This window comes from Paraburkholderia sp. D15 (genome assembly GCF_029910215.1).
In the GTDB taxonomy this organism is placed as follows: Bacteria; Pseudomonadota; Gammaproteobacteria; order Burkholderiales; family Burkholderiaceae; genus Paraburkholderia.
In genome coordinates this window covers 418,221-436,358 of record NZ_CP110397.1, presented here as the reverse complement: position 1 = coordinate 436,358, position 18,138 = coordinate 418,221, and the positions used below count along the sequence as shown (strand labels likewise).

Below are 18,138 nucleotides of genomic sequence, written 5' to 3'. Positions count from 1 at the left end.
TATTGCGGCGCAGCAAAAAATCTGTAGACTAAAAACGAGCGTCCGCAATCGTGCGCCTGCGGTCGGAATATGACGGGAGTATGCGCCATGATGAATTCTCAGGCTTACACGCCTACCGCCCCGGTATTGCATGTCTTCGAACAAGCTGGTGGCTGGCATTGGGGCATCACGGTCCCGCGTGCAAAGGGGAGCGGATTCAAGCTTGTTGCTTTCAGTGAAAGAACCTTTCCGGTTGAGGACGCCGCCCGCAGGGCTGGGCGTCAGGCGTTGGTCAACATGGCGGATAGCGGCACCCGCGAGTAATTCGTTACCAAGGCCCCCCGGAGATGACTTTTGTAAGTTCGGTGTGCAAAAATAAAATCTCAATCGGTCAAAGTGACAACCATGGACGAGCCCCGCGCTAACCTCACGCAACCCCTCCTCTCCGCCGACTCGACACTTTGGTTTTCGGCCTACGGCTTTGGGTGGGGATACGGTGCCTTTGCGATCCCTGCTGGAATGGTTTGTGAAAAACTAGGCGCTGCGAATGAGACTCCGAAACAATTGATGCTGGCCTTCGAGCTTGGTAAGCGTCGGCTTTTGCAGGTCGTGGAGCAGAAAGCGTTGCCTGGCACTGGTGAACGGATAACGCTTTCGACCGACGATCTCTGACGACGGACTGACGCGCCGCTGTGTCACACGATATTGCTACTCCGGGTGCGCAATGCGCGACGAAGAGCGTCCGCTGTTGCATGCACAAGTGACTTTTGACTGTCCGTCTAACGGCTTGGACCAACGACGGCACGTGGCCGATTGTTGACTATCTATCCGAGGCGCTCGAACGTCCCAAAGTGGCCGCACGGCGACCGACACGCGCGAATGGAACTGCCTCGGCTTACCTACTCGTATTCCTTGCCAGCGATAAGCATGTCGGCAACACGGCGCCACGGGTTCGATGGCACATCGTAAAACCGAAGACCATTTCTGGATACTTCGGCCCACGCTGAAGCCGCTTCGAGGAACGCACCAATCGACCTATTTTCCCCGCCTGACGGACTGGACCAATCGGATGCGAGCCCATGCAGAAATTCAATAAAGGACCGCTCATCGACAACTCGATTCAACGCCTCGCGAACGTCGTTGGGGGTTTGTCCTTCTGGCCTGCCACTCATCATTCACCATTGACGGAGATTCAGTTGCTCTGATTGTCAGCGATCTAGGTGGCGCCGTCGACTGACCGCACCCGGCCGACCTTTGCCCCATGCATGCCCGCGTGCTGCAGCCGTGACCGCCGACGCTCGTCTGCAGCCCGCAGCTCACTCCCTCAGAACGCGAAGCTCTGGAGAAAGCAGTCTCTGCCGCCTACCTCGAAAGACATGGCTTACGCGAAGGCAGCCATGGCGAGATCGTGAACGAACGGGGTCGCACGGTGTTCGATGTTGGCTTCGCGCGCGCGATACGTAAGGTTCTCGCAATCTGAGTCGTCGATCAACGGAACGATGTAGTTCAATGGTAAGCCGTCAATAAACGACGCCCTACCAATGGTAGGCAGAAGGTCAGATGCTAAGTGTCCGCGTGGACACATGCACTCAGACCATGATGACAGAGAAACAGGAGCTTCGAAGCAGACTGGTGGTTGGCCACAGACGCGATGGCCGGCGGGAATTTGATGAAGATGCCGTGCGGGAGCTGGTCGAGTTTTGTCTGAAGCCGGGAGTATCGATCGCCCGGGCGGCCATGGACCATGACGTCAATCCGAATCAGTTGCGCCGCTGGATTTCGCGCCATCAGCAGCATACGCTGCAAACCCCAACAAGGCCGGATCCGCTGGTGATCGACGGCGTATCGATCGACATTCCGGGCACTGCACGTCGGGTTCCGATGAGTGAAGCGCAGACATTCGTTCCTGTCGTCACGACTGCGTCGACCGTGCCTGTCGTTTCGGCAGTATTGCCACCAGCCCCGTCGTTGATGGCGCTCTCGTTGCATGTGCGCCTGTCCAATGGTGTCGAATTCGATCTTGGTGAGGCGAGCGTCGATGAACTGGCCACGGTGATCCAGATGCTGGGGAGGCTGCCTTGTTCCGGTTCGACGAAGGGCTGAAGGTCTATCTGCATCGAGACCCGGTCGACTTCCGCATGGGCATCAACGGACTGTCGATTCTGGTCGAACAGGCGATGCGCCTGAACCCGATGACCTCGGCGCTGTTCGTGTTCGGCAATCGCCGACGCGATCGAATCAAGATCCTCGGCTGGGGTGGCAATGGCTTCTGGTTACTGCTCAAACGACTCGAAGCTGATCGCTTCATCTGGCCGCACGGAGGCGACACAATCACGCTCAGCGCCGAACAGTTGCACTGGCTGCTCGACGGAATCGATCTGGCCGTGATCCAGAAGCATCCCCAGCGATATTACGCGCGGATGAGCTGAACACCAAACACCTGGCCTGGTCTAACTGATCATGCCGAATAGCCCCGTTATGCTGAGCGCCGAGAAGTACGAGGCGTTGATTGCCGCGAGCGCCGAACGTGACGCGCTGCGCGGCGAGCTTCGGCTCGTGAGGGCCCAGCGCGATCTGGCCGAAGAGAAACTGCGGGCCTACAAGCACGAGTTGTTCGGCGCTTCGAGCGAGGCGCGCCATGCCGACCAGCTCGGCCTGTTCAACGAAGCCGAGGCACTTGCGACGACTGCCGGCGCGCCTGCGTGCGAGGACGTGCCCGGCACATCGGTCGCAGCTCACACGCGCGGCAAGCGTGGGCGCAAACCGCTCGATTCGAACCTGCCACGCGAGGTCGTGCGACACGAACTACCCGAGTCTGAACGGTTCTGCGCGCACGATGGCCACGCCCTCGTCGAGGTCGGCGTCGAGACAAGCGAGCAGCTCGATGTGATTCCCGAGCAGGTGCGCGTCGTTCAGCACCAGCGGGTCAAGTACGCTTGCCTGTGCTGCGATCTCGGTATCAAGGTCACACCGGCACCGGCGCGCATCATTCCACGCGGGCTGCTCACGGAATCCGCGCTGGCGTGGATCATCACTGGCAAGTACCAGTACGGTATCCCGCTATATCGGCAGGCCACGCTGTTGCGTCGCTTCGGCGGCGACATCTCGTCGAACACGCTGGCCGCCAGCGTGGTGCGGGTGGGACTGGCCACGCAACCGGTGATCAACCTGATGCGCGACGCGCTGCTCGAATCAGACCTGATCTACGGCGACGAAACCACGTTCCAGGTGCTGAAGGAGCCGGGACGAAGGCCGCAGGCGAAGAGTTACCTGTGGGCACAGATCAACGGCTCGGGGCCGCCTGTGCGGATGTTCTCGTACTCGCCGGGGCGCGGCGCCCAGCATGCGCAGAAGCTCTATGCCGGCGTGCAGTCTGGCACCGTGCTGATGACTGACGGGTACGAGCCCTACAACGGCATCGCCCACAATCACCAGCTCGTGCATCTCGGATGCTGGGCACACGTGCGCCGCGGCTTCATCAAGGCCGAGGAGTCGGTGCCGAACGCGGCACGCTCGCCGGACCTGCTGGCGACGCGCTTCGTCGTGCTGATCGGCAAGCTGTTCGCAGCCGAGGCACGCAGTGCGAAGTGGGCGCCCGAACGCCGGCAGCGACTGCGTGCCCGATACAGTGCCCGCGTGCTCTCCATCATCGAGCGTATGCTGGTCGAGCATCTACCGGGCATCCTGCCGTCGAGTCTGCTCGGCAAGGCATTGCAGTACATGAGTGGACAGTGGCCCAAGCTGGTCCGCTACGTCGGCAACGGCAACTGGCCGATCTCGAACAACCTGTGCGAGAACGCGATCCGGCCGTTCGTCGTCGGCCGCAAGGGCTGGCTGTTCTCGGATACGGTTGCCGGCGCGCAGGCCAGCGCCAACCTGTACTCCCTCGTCGAGACGTGCAAGGCTAGCGGCGTCGAGCCATACCGCTATCTCGTATGGTTGTTCCAGAAACTTCCGCTCGCGAACACCGTGAGCGACTACGAGGCGCTCTTGCCCTGGTGTTGCCCGCCAGAAAGCGCTGAACAGGAGGCGAGATGTACCCTCAGTTTGTGATACGCGCCTGCCGCCCTTCGGATGCGGATCAACTCACGAAGCTCGCGTTTCTTTCGAAGGCGCACTGGGGCTACCCTAAAGAATGGCTGGATCTGTGGCAAGCCGATCTTACAGTCACACCCGGGATGATCGAAGGCTCAATTGCCTACGTCGCCGAAACCGAAGAACAGATAATCGGGTTCTGGGTCAGGGCCTCGGTTGATTCCGATGAGCCTACTCGCGGGTGGTTATTCGTTCACCCTGATCATATGGGTCGAGGCGTCGCACGTGCACTATGGTCCGAACTCCGAAATGAGGCGGCGGCAAGGGGAATCAAGAGCTTCGTGATCGAAGCTGATCCCAATGCCGCGCCGTTCTATCTGGCGCTCGGCGCGGAAAAAATCGGCGAGAAAGAATCATCCGTTATTCCCGGACGACTCTTTCCAATCCTGCGGGTATCTGTCTGACGGGCGCCGTTTATTGATCGCTTACGATGAAATGCGGCAGACGGTCCCGTGGTTCGGTGAAGGGCTTGAGTCCTGCCTTCCCGATCCTTTCGCCGAACCGGGTCAAGGCACAGTCCAGCAAGCCGATGCGACACGACGGTCAGGAGAGCCCGTGTGAGCCGTCTTGCTCTCGAACAGTTCGGGACGCAACTCGCAGCCATGTTGCGTGACCTGCCGGCTGGTACGACAGCAGACCTGACCGACTACGCCGTGGCCTTCTGGAACGGATCAGAGGTGGTCTACGCGTTCCTTTTCGACGACGGTTCTGGCCGTGTCGGTGAAACGTTCGTTCTCGGCGATTACGAGTGGAAGCGCTGGCAGGACGATTTCGCGAGCTGGATTGCGGAACCGGCGTTCAGCGTTCGGCCCGAATTGTCCCGGCGGACATGGTCGGCTCCAGTCGGCAACGGCGGGCGGTAACGCGATGGCGGGGCGCTTGGCAGGTGCAAAGTCGTCGCGTCGACAGGCAGTATCGTCGTTACCGGCGCGACCGGGAGAAATCCCGGTCCTCATCGCGCCGCAGCTCGCCACGCTGGCTGCGCGACCGCCTGCTGGGGGCGACTGGTCGTACGAAATCAAGTTCAAGTAGGCACCTCGCGGTGTGTTGCCGTTCAAAGGCTCATCCAGCAAGGCTGTGCCAAGGGGCTGTTGCTTTAAAATTCCCGAGCTGTTGCCTTTCAACGAGCCGTTTCAATGCCTCCTGCCGACCCACTACTGCCTTTCAGCTGGTTCTTCGGAATGTCCGAACAACGCTGACAAACCGTCACTCTGTATCAGCGTTCGACAAAGTTCAAGTTGCGCTAGGCGCTGCTACACAAGAAATTGATGAAGACGCGTGTCGCTGCTCCCGTCGCGCGGCCGAGGGGAAAGTAGGCGTGCGGCTTGGTGCTGCCCATCGACCAGTCAGCGACGATCGGCACGAGTGATCCGTCCTCTGGCGTGGATACGGTTGTTATAAGAACTCCTTTGTACCTGGAAAATGTGCGTTCGCAACGCGCAACTGATCTCAAATGCGACCTCACCAGGAACATCGTGGACCGCGGCACGGCGGCGCGTTGTAATGAATCAAGCTCGCCAAGATCGGCGTGAACGCGAAGATGGAATGAGGCGTGACGGACGACGCAAAAATAAACCGCGATTTTTTGCCACCTGATGATCATTAGATCAATCCGAGCCGAATTCATTGTCGCCAAGTTGCCATCCAAATAACAGTGATTGTTATTCTAAAAGAATTTTCCTAAGCAATTCCGCTGCGCAACGCTGCATGGCACCGGCCCTAAATAAAGATGCCTAAAGCTTACACAATATCCGCCGTTATTGAGCAAGGGACTGTATTTGTGAATTGAAGCGAGTAAATATTGCCGATGAGTAATTCGCGTAGTTTCGCGCGACGAGTCCAGCGCGTCCTGCGCTTTACTCCCGTTATCGCCTTATGTGGATTGTCGGCTGCGGTCGCTGGTGAGCCGGTTCGGGAGACTCACGTCAATGCCGTGCCTGACGGAAACACCACTGACTTTTCGGCGTTCCCACTCGAACAGTTGATGCAGGTGACAGTCACCAGCGTGACGCGGCTGGCACAACCCATTTCCGATGCACCCGCCGCTGTCGTCGTGCTGACGGCTGCCGACATCCGCGACTATGGCTGGAAAACACTCGCCGATGCGTTGGCCTCGTTGCCCGGTCTCTATACGACCTACGACAGAAATTACGCGTACCTCGGCGCACGCGGATTCCAGCGCCCGGGCGACTACAACAGCCGCTTCCTGCTGCTCGTCGATGGCGTGCGGCTCAACGACGCCGTGTACGATCAGGCGCCGATCGGAACCGACTTTCCCGTCGACATGGATCTCGTGGAGCGCATCGAATATGTGCCGGGTCCAGGCTCGGCCGTGTACGGATCGAATGCGCTATTCGGCATCGTCAACGTCGTGACCAAAAGCGGGAAAAACATCCGGGGCGCGCAAGTGGCTGTCGATGCCGGCAGCTTCGGCGAAAAGAAAGCACGCGCGAGCTATGGCTGGCATGGCGAGAACGGCGCTGATATCCTGCTTTCCGCGAGTTCATATGTTCGCAACGGGCAGGATCTCTACTACCCTGAATTCGATACGCCGGACCAGAACAACGGCGTCGCGAAAGGGCTGGATTACGACCGTAACCAGAGCTTTCTTGGCAAAGTTGCGTACGGCGATTTCGGTCTGAGTGCGGGATATTCGAACCGGACCAAGGGTGTACCGGGCGCGCCGTATGGCGCCATCTTCGACACGCCCTACAGCACAACCGATACGCACGCGTTCATCAACGCCACGTTTCACCACACCATCACACCGGAGCTCGCGATAGCGTCGCAGATGTACTGGGGACGCTACGACTATCGCAGCCCGAGCGTCACGCCGGGACCGGTAGTCAATGTCGATGGCGATCATGCGCTGTGGTATGGCGCGGACATCAACGCGACGAATACGTCGATCCGCGACAACAAGTTCGTCGTGGGCGCCGATTACACGCGCGACGCACATCGCGACCAGTATAACTTCAACGTCGATCCCTATGCGCTGCTGCTCGATGACCGACGCAGCAGCGATCACGCAGGCGTCTACGTCGAAGACGAAATCACGCTGCCGGCGAATTTCATGCTGAATCTCGGATTGCGCTACGACGACGAGACGGTTTCAGGCAGCAACATCAGTCCTCGGCTAGCGCTCTCGTACAAGGCGACGCCGGCCGACACGCTGAAACTTGTCTATGGCACGGCATATCGCGCGCCGAATGCATACGAGCTCTACTATTCCGTGCCCGGCACGGGCGGCCAGTTGCCCAATCCGGCGCTCAAGGCCGAGCACATCACAACGACTGAATTCATCTACGAGCGGGCGATCGGGTCTGCGGGACGCGCAACGCTTTCATTGTTTCATTACGACATTCGCAACCTGATTTCGGAGACCGTCGATCCGTCTGGTCTCTACATCTTTGAAAACGTCGATCGCTCGAGGGCGAACGGCGCGGAACTCAGCTACGAGCAGCATTTCGCCAAAGGCGCGAGGTTGAGGACCAGCTACTCCTGGCAACTCGCACGCGACGGCGCGACGGGCACGATCATGCAGAACTCGCCGCGCCATATGGCAAAAGTCAACGCGGTGGTGCCCTTGTTGTCGAATCGCGCACGCATCGGTACAGAGATCCGCTGTGTATCGAGCCGGCTCGCTCAACAGGGGCACGCCGCCGGTTATTGTGTCGGCAATCTGTCGATCGGCTCTTCGCGCCTGATCTCCCATTCGGACATTTCGTTCTCGATCTACAACGTCACCAATACCCGCTATTTCGATCCAGCGGGTCCCGGCTATACGCAGGACGTCATTGCCCAGCAGAGCAGGTCTTTTCTGCTTAAGCTCGTGTACGGGTTCTAGCATGCGGGTCAGTCGCGCCGTTCGCTACTGGACAATTACGGCCTTGATTTCGCTGGGGCTGTGCACATCGCTTTCGCACGCGCAGGTCGACGAATCTGTGCTGGCGGCAGCCTATATCTACAACATCACTCAGTTCACCACCTGGCCGACCGGTGCGCTTGCCAATTCGCAACTGCTGGCCTGCGTCAACGGGCAAAGCAGCCTCGGCATCGAACTCGGAAAGCTCGCAGGCAAGAGCGCGGGCGGGCATCCGTGGGCGGTCGCGCCGTTGGAGGCGACCGACAATCCCGGGAAGTGCAATGTCATCGTGCTCGAGAAAGACACGTCCTTTTCGAAAGCACTCGCTGACAATCTTGCTTCTGATCGGCCGGCGCTCGTAATCAGCACTTTCGACATGGGCAGTCGCCCTTGGGTCGTACGCCTCTTCACAGAGGACAGTCATATCCGGTTCGATATCGACAGGACCGCGGCAGCCCGGCGGCACCTTTCCCTGAGCTCGAGGCTACTGAGCCTCGCGAGGAACGTCTTATGAAGCGCTATGAAACAGTGACTCCAAAACTGACGCGCTCGTTGAGCAGAGTCAATATCGTCGGCGTGGCCATTGCGTTGATCGTATCAAGTGCGGTCCTTCTGATCTATGAAGCCATATCGCTGCGCGCGTCGCTGACCGACGTTGCGCGGCTGCAGGCGGCGATGGTGTCCGAGAACCTGTCGGCGGCGCTCATGTTCGGCGACAGGCAGGCTGCGGCCGATGTGCTCCGTCATCTACGCAGCCTGCCTTATGTCGAGAGCGCAGCCGTCTTCGACAAAAAGGGCGCACGCTTCGTACTCTACGCGCATGAAGGCATCTCGGAGTTAGAGCAGAATGAAGGAACCCCTGAAGCCGCGCAGCACTCGAAGCGTCTTTCGTTCAGCGATGTTTTTGTTTCGGCGCCCATCGAACTGAACCGCCAACGTCTCGGCACCGTCGTGCTCGTCGCGACGACCGCCCAGCTCAAGACGGACTTCGCGCGTTACGCGGTGTTCCTGCTCGGCGCTTCCGCTTCTGCGCTGCTGATCTCCCGATTCATCATGACCCGCATGAAACTGCGACTGAACGATGCAGAGAGAAGACTCGAATATCTGGCGCTCACCGATCCACTCACCGGCTTGTCGAACCGGCGCGCCTTTTTCGAGGAACTGGACTGTCGCGTCCGGCTATCGCCTCGCACGAGATCGGGCCTGACGTTGGTTCTCATCGACGTGGACGACTTCAAGACCGTCAACGATACGCTTGGACACGTAGCCGGCGACGAACTGCTGCAATCGGTGGCCGCGACCTTGCGCGGCGCGGTGCGCAGCACAGATATCGTGAGCCGTATCGGCGGCGACGAGTTTGCTGTGCTCGTCTACGACCCTGCACAAAAGCATCAGTATCATTCGACGGCCGAGAACATTATCCGGGCACTTGCGCGCCCGCTCGAACTCCACGGACGCAGCGTCCGGGTGACGGTGAGCGTTGGCTTTAGCCGCTACCCCGGCGATGCTGGCGATGCCGCAGGCCTGGTCAGTAGCGCAGACGTCGCGTTGTACGCAGCAAAAAGCAGTGGAAAAAATACAGCTGTCGCGTTCCGGCCAGCGATGATCGCAGAGACACAGCGTCGGGCGAACCTCGAACGCGATCTGCGCGTCGCGATCGAAAACGACGAACTCGGCATCGCCTATCAGCCGCAGTTTGACTGTATCACGGGCAATCTGATCGGCGCCGAAGCACTGGTTCGCTGGTTGCATCCCGTCGAAGGACCTATCTCGCCGGCGGAGTTCGTCCCGATCGCGGAAAGCAGCGATCTGATCGTGACGCTGGGCATGTGGGTGATGCGACGCGCGTGTCGCGACGCACTCGAATGGAACCGGGCTGCGGGCGCGTCCGTCAGTCTGTCAGTGAATGTATCGGCGCGGCAATTGCGTCAGCTGGACTTCGGAGAGAGCGTCTTTCAGACCCTAGGCGAGACGGGTCTGCATCCAAAGCTGCTCGTGCTCGAATTGACCGAGAGCCTGCTGATGGCCAACGTCGATCTCGCGACCGAGGTGATGCGCAAATTCCGCGCTGCGGGCGTGCGGCTGTCGATCGACGATTTCGGCACCGGCTATTCCTCGCTGTCTTACCTTCAACATTTTCCGATCAATGAACTGAAGATCGATCGAAGTTTTGTGTGCGCGCTGCCAGCGTCGGGCCAGCCGATCGTGACGGCGATCATCTCGATGGCGCACAGCTTCGGACTGACCGTGGTGGCCGAGGGCGTAGAAAACCCATCGCAGCTGGAATGGCTCGTTGCTGCCGATTGCGATGTCGTGCAGGGCTACCTGACGGGGCAACCCACGACGACAGCCGGGATCCTGGCGCTTATCGCCGCGCAGCACGAACAGCTTGGCGCAGCCGCAGCGACCGATGACAGTCATGCTGGTGCGCGGCACGGTACGGGAGTAGCTCATGATTAACCGGATACTCGATACGCCCGCGCGTCAGCACAACGGCGTCAGTCCTTCCATTCGCGCGTCGCTACTGTCGACGCTCTTCGACAACACGAGACCGCTAATCCTGGCGGGCGTCGCCAGCGCTTTCGTCGCAGCGGTCGCAGTGGTTTTGTCGCAGTAACGATTGCAGGACAATCAAGGTTAGATATGATAGGACTACTTATGTAGCCAACGAGTAAAACTAATCGGCTGGAGTTTGCCGGGTGCCGTTGCCTTTCATCTGCCCTTTGGCAATCATGTGCGCCAGTTCGATTCCACCAAGGAGGATGCGGGCGCAACGAAAACTCTTGAAGCCCATCATCGGTCGCGTTCGGCGTTTGATCGCACGATGATCCTGCTCCACGATGTTGTTCAGGTACTTCACCTGACGAACCTTGATGGGTTGCTCCCGCGCGGCATTGATGTCCTCAAGCGCCGCCAGGTTGGCTCCGCTTTTGTCAATCGTTACCGTCCCGGGCTCGCCGTTTCGCAGATCAGCGCCGCGATTTACGGGTTTTCCTTTTGGCGGGTTTAGACGGGGTGAGCGCCGCGGTCACGGCTGCGGCCGCGCCTCGTTTCGCCGCGGCCGTTGCATCGCATCTGGCAGAGCCCGCTATCGCGTTTGCCCTGCTCAACCACATGCTGAGGAACGGGTTCTTTTTCATCCACGGGTTTTTCATGTTGGCTCCGCTGTGCACAAATTTGACGGGCGGCGGCCGGCAGCGTTCCGCCGAGCGAGTCGTGCCCGCCAGTACCGCAACGCCTGTTCCCGGACCGACGCGACATGTCCGTTGCTATAGTGGAGTGGAGCACGCTCCGCCTTCAGCGGCAAACAGCCACCATTCGGACCAGATAAGCGGAGCGCATTTCTCGGTCAGGAAGCCCAGCGCCGGGTTCATCAGCCGACCCTTAATTGCAATGCACGCTGGTATGCCGCTAGCGCCAAGGTCGCCGAACATCCGGCAGCCGTTAATTTTCGTATCAGCGGGGCAGCTTGCATTGATTCGCAGGCTTACGACATGCTGCGTCGAAGGCCGCGTTTTCAATGTCGCGGCGATGTGCCCGCGAGCTCAAGCGCGGTTAGCGCCAACAGCGGGACGAGTAGCTGAGCGTCCACCTGTAGCTCCCTTCGTCAATGTTTATTGTTGGCGTTAGGGCTGTCGTCTATCGCTGAGTCCGACTCGTGAGGCGACGGAATGATTTGACCGGCAGCGTCCACGATCCGAGCTTGGACTTGATGAGATAGGTCGCGCCCGGGAGAGGTCAGTAGGGAGTCGGCTTGTGACCGATCAGGGGTCGCGTCGACCGTTTCAAGGCGTGCCGAGCCGGAGGGCAGCGACGTCATCGTCTCAAAATACTGCCGCATCGCGCCCAGAACGCCTACCTGCGCCTGCACGACGATCTCGTCGGCGTGCCGGAGATAAGCAAATGTCTTTGTAATCAGGGTAGGGAAGTAACGCGAATGAAGATCCACGATCTCTGCAAAGGATCGGGAGCCAAGCGTCGTTTCCGCGATTGCATAGTGTTCCGCGAATGAAGTCTCTGCGGTCTGTGCGTTGAGCTCAACGAAACGTCTCGCGCTCAACATCAGTTCGGCATTGCACTGGGCGCTGGCTACCCATGCCGCGTGGCCGGGGATAGCGGACTCTTGGAAACTGCTGGAAATCATATGAAACTCCGGTGTATGAAACAGGCGGCGGTCGTCATCGGTAGATTGCCGCCGCCAAAAAACCGTCGCAACGGACGGACCGGCGACTCACCCGCAACCGGTGTTCCCACGCCGGCCGTCGTGCGGGCCGCCCACCAGATTTTTTGCGCTTGTCCACCAGCGTGCTTCTGCAGCACGAGCGAAGTCTGACACGCGCCCAGACACGGAAGAGCGTCAACGCCAGATCACGGTATGGTTTTCAAAGACCGGGCTGAATGCGCCAGGCGTTGCTGAACGAACTACAATGTGGTCACGCTTGAATAGGGGGCGGACGGTACACTTTAGGGTCAACAACGCGTATTCAGAGGACGCCAACGCGAGGGCATTGCTAATTCAGGGTTTAGGCAGGCCGGGTTTCTATTCGCCGCGCCGCCGGGAAGGTGCCGGCCAAGCGCGTCAGGAGGTCGAGCGGAGCCGGCTTGCGCAAAAAGGCAGCCCAGAATCGAGGAGTGGCGACCGGCTCCGGGTCATCCGAAATCAAGATGACAGGAATGCCGGAAAGAGCCGGATAATATTTCAGTTGTTGCGCCAGCTCTGCGCCCCCATCTCGGGCATCTGCTGATCAGTGATAATCAGTTGCGGTAGATATCTCACTGCCATTTGCAGCGCTTCACGGCCATTGCCAGCAAGCGCTACGTGATAGCCGTTACTTTCCAGAGCCAACTGCAGTGCCCGCAGATTTTCCTCATCATCGTCGACAAGCAATATGGTTGACATCGAGGGGACACGGCAAGATGGCTGACCAAATCAGTAGCGCAACTGCCGTACCAAGATAGAAGTGCGGACGTCCGTCTCATCAGGCTCGCACGCCTCGCGCCCCGCGTAAAGTTTCGCCAGAGCATCGTCGTATGGGTGGGCGCGGCTGCCGCCCCAGCGGCCGCCACCCGGCTGGTCCGACTCTTGGCCACTCCTTCATCCGTGCAGCGTGCTTTGCTGTGCCCATGAAAATCCGCGAGACTGAAGAGCAGCTTCAAATCTTCCGCGTCGAAATAGCCGCCACCGTGTTGCGAGATTCGTCATAGCCGATTCACGAGCGGCCCTGCTGTCTTTTGCACTACCGGCGCGATTTTAGACAAGCTTCGCGTCGCAGGCCTCGTCAAGCACGGCGCGTTCAATTCCTGTCACCTAATGGTCCATCGGATGTACCTGGTACACCATTTGCGGACGGTGCGTGACGTTTCATTCCCGAGCACTTGAAAGAGGAAGCCTTTCGGCGAGGATAGGAGAAACAATGATCAGAAGATCCGCGCGGCCGTTGACCAGAAGTCACCTCGACCCCTTCGGGCGTCCTGCGAAGTCGAGACACGTCACCACGGAATTTGGTGGACCGGGCGGAGCAGCCAATTACTTTGACGACCTTTATCGCGAAAGCGACGACCCGTGGAACTTACGCAAGGGCTGGTACGAGAAGCGCAAGCGCGCCCTGACTCTCGCGTTGCTGCCTCATCAGCATTATCGCAACGCCTTCGAGCCTGGCTGCGCGAATGGCGAACTTACCGTCGAGCTTGCGTCGCGTTGCGGCGCGCTGCTGTCTGTCGACTTGCACGAACGCGCCGTTCAGCTGACGCGTGAGCGAGTAGCTGGCGTGGCGCACGTACGCGTCGAACAACGTACAGTGCCGCGTGACTGGCCGCAAGAGGCGGGGCTGTTCAATCTGATCGTCATCAGCGAATTCGCCTACTATCTCGACGCAACGGAGCTACGCGCGCTGGCCGCGTGCATCAGCACATCGCTTACGCCCGACGGGACACTACTTGCCTGCCACTGGCGCAGGCCGTTTATGGAGGCGCGCGCGTCTGCGGACACGGCGCACGCGCTTTTCGATGCATGCTGCGGATTGGCCCGGCTGACACGTCATGTCGACGACGACATACGGATCGACGTCTGGTCGCGCGATGCGCGCTCCGTGGCCCAACGAGAGGGGCTTGTATGCTCGGCGTAATTGTCCCAGCGCACAATGAAGAGGCGTTGCTTGCGCCGTGCCTCGCGGCCCTGATCACTGCGTCCCGGCATGAGGATCTGGCAGCAGAACCCGTACGCATTATGGTCGTTCTGGATGCGTGTGATGATTTCAGCGGGGCGATCGCCCGCGCATACGGTGTTGAAACATTGAGTCTGGACGCACGCAATGTCGGCATCGCACGCGCGACGGGTGCCGACTGGCTGCTCGCCCACGGCGCGCGCTGGCTCGCATTTACCGACGCAGACAGCCGTGTCTCGGCCCGCTGGCTGACTTCGCAGCTCGCGCTCAATGCGGATGCCGTGTGCGGTTCAATTGCGGTTGACGACTGGAGCGAGCATCCGGAAAGCGTACGCGAGCATTTTCAGAAGACGTATACGGATGCCGACGGTCACCGGCACATTCACGGCGCCAACCTCGGTGTATCGGCGCACGCATATCTGCGCGCCGGGGGATTTCCGCCCCTGACGTGTAGCGAGGACGTTGCGCTGGTCGACCGCCTGATTGCGATCGGTGCACATATCGCCTGGAGCGCTGCGCCTCGTGTCATCACGAGCGCCCGTACTGCTGCGCGGGCTCGCGGGGGGTTTGGCGATACGCTTGTCGCCATGGCCGCGGTCTGATGAAGGCATCGGAAAAACGTGTGTCGTGCGATAAACCGTTATGGCCGCAGGCTCACGCGTTCGAAACGACTGGGCGAGACGTTAAACTCGCTGCGTTGAGTGGACAGCGGAGCCCATGCCCCAGTTGCCCCGAGCGATAGGCCAGGATCAAGCGACCTCCCGAAATCTCTACAGGCCGAACGCGTCGGACGCAGCTCATCGATGGTCTGGTTGCAGCGTTTCGCCAATGCGGGAAGCACCGAGGTGATCATCGAGCGGAACATGCATGCGGGGGACAGACGGACTGGGCCCTTGACGTGGGGCCACGCGCTGGCGATCCGGGTGGGCGCGTGCTGGCCGCCGGTTCCCCAAATCGGGTCGCGTAGACGTCAAGTAGCCGAACAGCGGCCTTTCTCGCGCGCGATATAGGAAACGGCACGCATTGAATCTCGCGGACCAGATCGTTGTCGAAGATAAAACCAGTCCGAACCCGCCGAGCCACAGCGCCGCCGGCGAGAGGGCGAACGTGACCGGCTCCGCGCCCAGCGACATGGATAGTTGCTAAACCGACAGGTTCCGCATCCGTTTTTCCCCAGATTCGGGTCTGTAGCGATGGACGCTGCGACCGATTAAGAACGGCGTGGGCAGAGTGCTGCGCTCAGAAGTTTTCTTCGTCAGGGGCCGGTCCCCGAGTGGGCCCGTCCGGCGCGGCGATCTTGATTGCCCGTCCGCTGCGCGCCGATTCGTAAATCGCCTCGACGATGCGTTGATCCTGTAAGCCTTCCTCGCCCGGCGTGTGCGGCGTTTGCCCGCGCACCACGCAAAGCGACATGTGGTCGATTTCGCGAGCGAATTGATCGACCGGGTCGACAACGATCTGCGTTGCCGCGTTCTTGCCCTCTACCAGTTCTCCACGTCGCAGTTGTAGCCCGTTGTAGCCGAACGCGGGATTCAGTTCGGCCCACGCCTGCGCGCCCTGCAGGCGGAAGAACCGCGAATCGTGATTCGCGTAGCTCGCCATGCAGGTGGCCGTGAGTCCGCTGGGAAAACGCAGCACGAAATGCACAGACTGCTCGACTTCCCTGAAGCGCGGGTCGTCGGCCGGCTGATACGTCGTGGCGATCACTTCATACGGCTCTTCATTACTCAGAAAACGCGCGGCATTCACGCAGTAGATGCCAACGTCCGGCAGCGGGCCGCCGCCCGCGAGCGCGCGCTTCAGTCGCCATTGCGCTGGATCGCCGACATTCTGCGAGTTGCCGGCGATGAATTCGCTCAACGGCCCAAGCCGCTTTTCCCTGACCCAACGCGCGACCATGCGGTCCATCGGTTCGTACTGGCTGCGATACGCGATCATCAGCAGACGATTCGCTTTCCTGCATGCTTCGATCATCTGACGGCATTCGGCGCTGCTGTTGGCCATCGGTTTTTCGCAGAGCACATGTTTGCCGATCGCCGCCGCGCGTACCGTGTACTCCGCATGCATGCCGTTCGGCAAGACGACGTAGACCACCTGGACCTCGGGGTTGTCCGCCAGCCTTTCGTAGGTCGTGTAGTCATAAAGAGCGCTTTCGCGAACGCCGTACTGACGGGCGATTTTTCTGGCCTTGTCGGGGTCGCCGCTGACAAGCGCCACGACTTTCGAGTACTTCGATGCGGACAGCGCGGGCAGGATCTGATTCAGCGACAGTCGTCCCAGTCCGACGATTGCATAGCCGACGCGACGGTCCGGTTCGGCGTTCGGGTCGGGGGTGTTCTCCGCCTGCTCGGTGTGCGGGTCCTGGATCAGCGACAGCTTGACGGTATTCGGCGAGCCCGGCGTCGCAGCGGCGGCCAACGTCTTGCCACTCGCGCCGGCCATCAGCAACGCGGCGACGCCGGTGCCGGTGCGCTGCAGAAAGCCGCGGCGCGGATGGGATGGAGAGCCGTCGGGGGAGGGCGTGGGATGCGTGGAATCGTCGTCGGTGGGGCGAACGTCGGTGGGATTTTTGACGGGAGGATAGGAGTTCGTCATCGGGATGCTCCGAGGCAGAATCGCCGCCCGCGTGAGAGCGGCGCTCCGACGCATTGTCTCGATCGGCGATTGCCTGCCGTGCGCGCAAGGGCCGTTCCTTGCAGACGCTTGACAGTGTGCCCGCAACGCTGTCGGATTACGCGTGTTAGTTACGCGTCAGTTACTCTTCAGTCGGGCAGGAGCGACGCCTATTTTTTCGCGAGGCGAGGGCAAAACGGGATTCGAAGAACAGGCACGGCTGTTGCGCGAAATATGGGGAGCCGAATATCGACGCGGAGTTTCTATGACCACCCCTCTCACCGTCCACCCGCTGCTGTTCAATACGACGATCGAACAGATTCCCGAAGATGAAGCCGAAACCACCAGACAACTGGTTGAAGTCATGCACGGGATTCTGGAACCGACTTCCCAGCACTACCAACACGGCGTTCGCAGCGTACATGCCAAAAGTCACGGCCTGCTCGACGGTGAAATGACGGTGCTTGCCGGGCTGCCGCCCGAACTTGCTCAAGGAGTGTTTGCGAAACCCGGGACCCACAAGGTCGTGATGCGGTTGTCAACCAATCCCGGGGACCTGCTCGACGACAGCGTCTCGACACCGCGCGGTCTCGCACTGAAGATTCTCGACGTCGACGGTGCGCGTTTGCCGGGCAGCGAAACCGGGACAAGTCAGGATTTCGTCATAGTCAACGCGCCCGCCTTTACGGCAGCAACGCCCAAGGCGTTTCTCACGAACCTGAGGCTCCTTGCCAAAACAACCGACCGCGCGCCGACCGGCAAGAAAATCCTGTCGGCCGTGCTACGTGGCGCGGAAAAGGTGGTTGAGGCAGTGGGCGGCGAGAGCGGCACGCTCAAGAGTCTGGGCGGGCACCCGGAAACGCACATTCTCGGCGAGACGTTTTACACAGTCGTGCCGGTTCTCTATGGGCCATATTTCGCCAAGCTCAGCGTGGTGCCCGTTTCTGCAGACCTGACTGCATTGACCGATGCGCCACTTGATGTGGATGGTCACCCTGATGCGTTACGCGACGCGGTAAACGAATTTTTCGTCACGCAGGGCGGGGAGTGGGAGGTACGCGTTCAGCTTGCCACCGACATCAAAAAAATGCCGGTGGAAGACGCATCTATGCAATGGCCAGAAGAGGAAAGTCCTTACCTTGCGGTCGCGCGCATCCGCGTGGCGCCTCAAGCTGCTTGGACAGACGCGCGCTCGGCGGCCATTGACGACGGCATGTCATTCAGCCCGTGGCACGGCCTGGCCGCACATCGACCGCTTGGCGGCATCATGCGCTCGCGCAGGTCGGCCTACGAAATGTCCTCCACGTTCAGGGGACATTTCAATGGCTGCCCGGTGAAGGAGTAGCAAGGTCGGCATGCTGCAGGTCGGCGGACGCACAGCCGTGCAAGCAGGCAGCGAACTGTTCAAACGACCGAAGACAC

Annotated in this window: 16 protein-coding genes and 2 pseudogenes; 14 read left to right on the top strand and 4 right to left on the bottom strand. The window is 60.2% G+C overall.

Annotated features, from left to right (window positions below; all coding sequences use genetic code 11):
- Window positions 1-87 precede the first annotated feature (87 nt).
- From LFL96_RS36605 to LFL96_RS36555, 11 genes and pseudogenes are all read left to right on the top strand, one after another.
- Window positions 88-303 carry a hypothetical protein gene (locus LFL96_RS36605; RefSeq protein ID WP_281004088.1) on the top strand — a complete coding sequence of 72 codons (216 nt, stop codon included), beginning with the start codon at window positions 88-90 and terminating at the stop codon, window positions 301-303.
- An 81-nt stretch (window positions 304-384) separates the two neighbouring features.
- Entirely contained in the window at window positions 385-651 is a 267-nt protein-coding gene (locus tag LFL96_RS36600) for a hypothetical protein (RefSeq protein WP_281004087.1), read from the top strand.
- A 634-nt stretch (window positions 652-1,285) separates the two neighbouring features.
- A pseudogene (gmtX, locus tag LFL96_RS36595) lies at window positions 1,286-1,459 on the top strand (gamma-mobile-trio protein GmtX); the annotation flags it as partial.
- Window positions 1,460-1,539: 80 nt separating this feature from the next.
- Entirely contained in the window at window positions 1,540-2,082 is a 543-nt protein-coding gene (locus tag LFL96_RS36590) for a transposase (protein ID WP_281004086.1), read from the top strand.
- Window positions 2,058-2,408: an IS66 family insertion sequence element accessory protein TnpB gene (gene tnpB / locus LFL96_RS36585; protein WP_281004085.1), complete on the top strand. Its 351-nt coding sequence runs from the start codon at window positions 2,058-2,060 to the stop codon at window positions 2,406-2,408. The genes LFL96_RS36590 and tnpB overlap by 25 nt, the downstream gene beginning before the upstream one ends.
- A gap of 31 nt (window positions 2,409-2,439) precedes the next feature.
- Window positions 2,440-4,032 (top strand): IS66 family transposase, encoded by a 1,593-nt coding sequence (locus LFL96_RS36580; RefSeq protein ID WP_281004084.1) that lies wholly within the window; start codon window positions 2,440-2,442, stop codon window positions 4,030-4,032.
- The gene (locus tag LFL96_RS36575; protein ID WP_281004083.1) at window positions 4,014-4,478 is read left to right on the top strand and encodes a GNAT family N-acetyltransferase; all 465 of its coding nucleotides are present in this window, start codon (window positions 4,014-4,016) and stop codon (window positions 4,476-4,478) included. The genes LFL96_RS36580 and LFL96_RS36575 overlap by 19 nt, the downstream gene beginning before the upstream one ends.
- A gap of 153 nt (window positions 4,479-4,631) precedes the next feature.
- Window positions 4,632-4,937, top strand: coding sequence for a hypothetical protein (locus LFL96_RS36570; RefSeq protein WP_281004082.1), 306 nt, complete (start codon window positions 4,632-4,634; stop codon window positions 4,935-4,937).
- A gap of 1,121 nt (window positions 4,938-6,058) precedes the next feature.
- On the top strand, window positions 6,059-7,921 hold the full coding sequence (locus LFL96_RS36565; protein WP_281004081.1) for a TonB-dependent receptor: 1,863 nt from the start codon (window positions 6,059-6,061) through the stop codon (window positions 7,919-7,921).
- Between the two features lies 1 nt (window position 7,922).
- Complete coding sequence (locus LFL96_RS36560) at window positions 7,923-8,453, top strand: YfiR family protein (protein ID WP_281004080.1); 531 nt, start codon at window positions 7,923-7,925, stop codon at window positions 8,451-8,453.
- Window positions 8,450-10,399: an EAL domain-containing protein gene (locus LFL96_RS36555; RefSeq protein WP_281004079.1), complete on the top strand. Its 1,950-nt coding sequence runs from the start codon at window positions 8,450-8,452 to the stop codon at window positions 10,397-10,399. The genes LFL96_RS36560 and LFL96_RS36555 overlap by 4 nt, the downstream gene beginning before the upstream one ends.
- 217 nt (window positions 10,400-10,616) lie before the next feature.
- On the opposite strand, the pseudogene LFL96_RS36550 reads toward LFL96_RS36555, so the two are convergent.
- From LFL96_RS36550 to LFL96_RS36540, 3 genes and pseudogenes are all read right to left on the bottom strand, one after another.
- A pseudogene (locus LFL96_RS36550) lies at window positions 10,617-10,910 on the bottom strand (DDE-type integrase/transposase/recombinase); the annotation flags it as partial.
- A gap of 636 nt (window positions 10,911-11,546) precedes the next feature.
- Window positions 11,547-12,083, bottom strand: coding sequence for a phasin family protein (locus LFL96_RS36545; protein ID WP_281004078.1), 537 nt, complete (start codon window positions 12,081-12,083; stop codon window positions 11,547-11,549).
- Between the two features lie 555 nt (window positions 12,084-12,638).
- Window positions 12,639-12,839, bottom strand: a complete 201-nt coding sequence (locus tag LFL96_RS36540; protein ID WP_281004077.1) for a response regulator — start codon at window positions 12,837-12,839, stop codon at window positions 12,639-12,641.
- 514 nt (window positions 12,840-13,353) lie between these two features.
- Between LFL96_RS36540 and LFL96_RS36535 the strand changes: the two genes are divergently transcribed.
- On the top strand, window positions 13,354-14,064 hold the full coding sequence (locus tag LFL96_RS36535; protein WP_281004076.1) for an SAM-dependent methyltransferase: 711 nt from the start codon (window positions 13,354-13,356) through the stop codon (window positions 14,062-14,064).
- The gene (locus LFL96_RS36530; RefSeq protein WP_281004075.1) at window positions 14,052-14,705 is read left to right on the top strand and encodes a glycosyltransferase; all 654 of its coding nucleotides are present in this window, start codon (window positions 14,052-14,054) and stop codon (window positions 14,703-14,705) included. The genes LFL96_RS36535 and LFL96_RS36530 overlap by 13 nt, the downstream gene beginning before the upstream one ends.
- Before the next feature lie 637 nt (window positions 14,706-15,342).
- Here LFL96_RS36530 and LFL96_RS36525 read toward each other — a convergent pair.
- Complete coding sequence (locus LFL96_RS36525) at window positions 15,343-16,698, bottom strand: Gfo/Idh/MocA family oxidoreductase (protein ID WP_281004074.1); 1,356 nt, start codon at window positions 16,696-16,698, stop codon at window positions 15,343-15,345.
- A gap of 283 nt (window positions 16,699-16,981) precedes the next feature.
- Here LFL96_RS36525 and LFL96_RS36520 point away from each other — a divergent pair, with 283 nt between their 5' ends.
- Window positions 16,982-18,061, top strand: coding sequence for a catalase family protein (locus LFL96_RS36520; protein WP_281004073.1), 1,080 nt, complete (start codon window positions 16,982-16,984; stop codon window positions 18,059-18,061).
- The last annotated feature ends 77 nt before the right edge of the window (window positions 18,062-18,138 follow it).

What these genes read in the sequence shown, in the direction of transcription:
- LFL96_RS36590 (WP_281004086.1), top strand. Translation starts at nt 1,540, where the DNA reads ATGCTAAGTGTCCGCGTGGACACATGCACTCAGACCATGATGACAGAG.
- LFL96_RS36535 (WP_281004076.1), top strand. Translation starts at nt 13,354, where the DNA reads ATGATCAGAAGATCCGCGCGGCCGTTGACCAGAAGTCACCTCGACCCC.
- LFL96_RS36565 (WP_281004081.1), top strand. Translation starts at nt 6,059, where the DNA reads ATGCAGGTGACAGTCACCAGCGTGACGCGGCTGGCACAACCCATTTCC.
- LFL96_RS36525 (WP_281004074.1), bottom strand. Translation starts at nt 16,698, where the DNA reads ATGACGAACTCCTATCCTCCCGTCAAAAATCCCACCGACGTTCGCCCC.
- LFL96_RS36540 (WP_281004077.1), bottom strand. Translation starts at nt 12,839, where the DNA reads ATGTCAACCATATTGCTTGTCGACGATGATGAGGAAAATCTGCGGGCA.
- LFL96_RS36545 (WP_281004078.1), bottom strand. Translation starts at nt 12,083, where the DNA reads ATGATTTCCAGCAGTTTCCAAGAGTCCGCTATCCCCGGCCACGCGGCA.
- LFL96_RS36520 (WP_281004073.1), top strand. Translation starts at nt 16,982, where the DNA reads ATGACCACCCCTCTCACCGTCCACCCGCTGCTGTTCAATACGACGATC.
- LFL96_RS36555 (WP_281004079.1), top strand. Translation starts at nt 8,450, where the DNA reads ATGAAGCGCTATGAAACAGTGACTCCAAAACTGACGCGCTCGTTGAGC.
- LFL96_RS36600 (WP_281004087.1), top strand. Translation starts at nt 385, where the DNA reads ATGGACGAGCCCCGCGCTAACCTCACGCAACCCCTCCTCTCCGCCGAC.
- LFL96_RS36530 (WP_281004075.1), top strand. Translation starts at nt 14,052, where the DNA reads ATGCTCGGCGTAATTGTCCCAGCGCACAATGAAGAGGCGTTGCTTGCG.
- LFL96_RS36575 (WP_281004083.1), top strand. Translation starts at nt 4,014, where the DNA reads ATGTACCCTCAGTTTGTGATACGCGCCTGCCGCCCTTCGGATGCGGAT.
- LFL96_RS36560 (WP_281004080.1), top strand. Translation starts at nt 7,923, where the DNA reads ATGCGGGTCAGTCGCGCCGTTCGCTACTGGACAATTACGGCCTTGATT.
- LFL96_RS36605 (WP_281004088.1), top strand. Translation starts at nt 88, where the DNA reads ATGATGAATTCTCAGGCTTACACGCCTACCGCCCCGGTATTGCATGTC.
- LFL96_RS36580 (WP_281004084.1), top strand. Translation starts at nt 2,440, where the DNA reads ATGCCGAATAGCCCCGTTATGCTGAGCGCCGAGAAGTACGAGGCGTTG.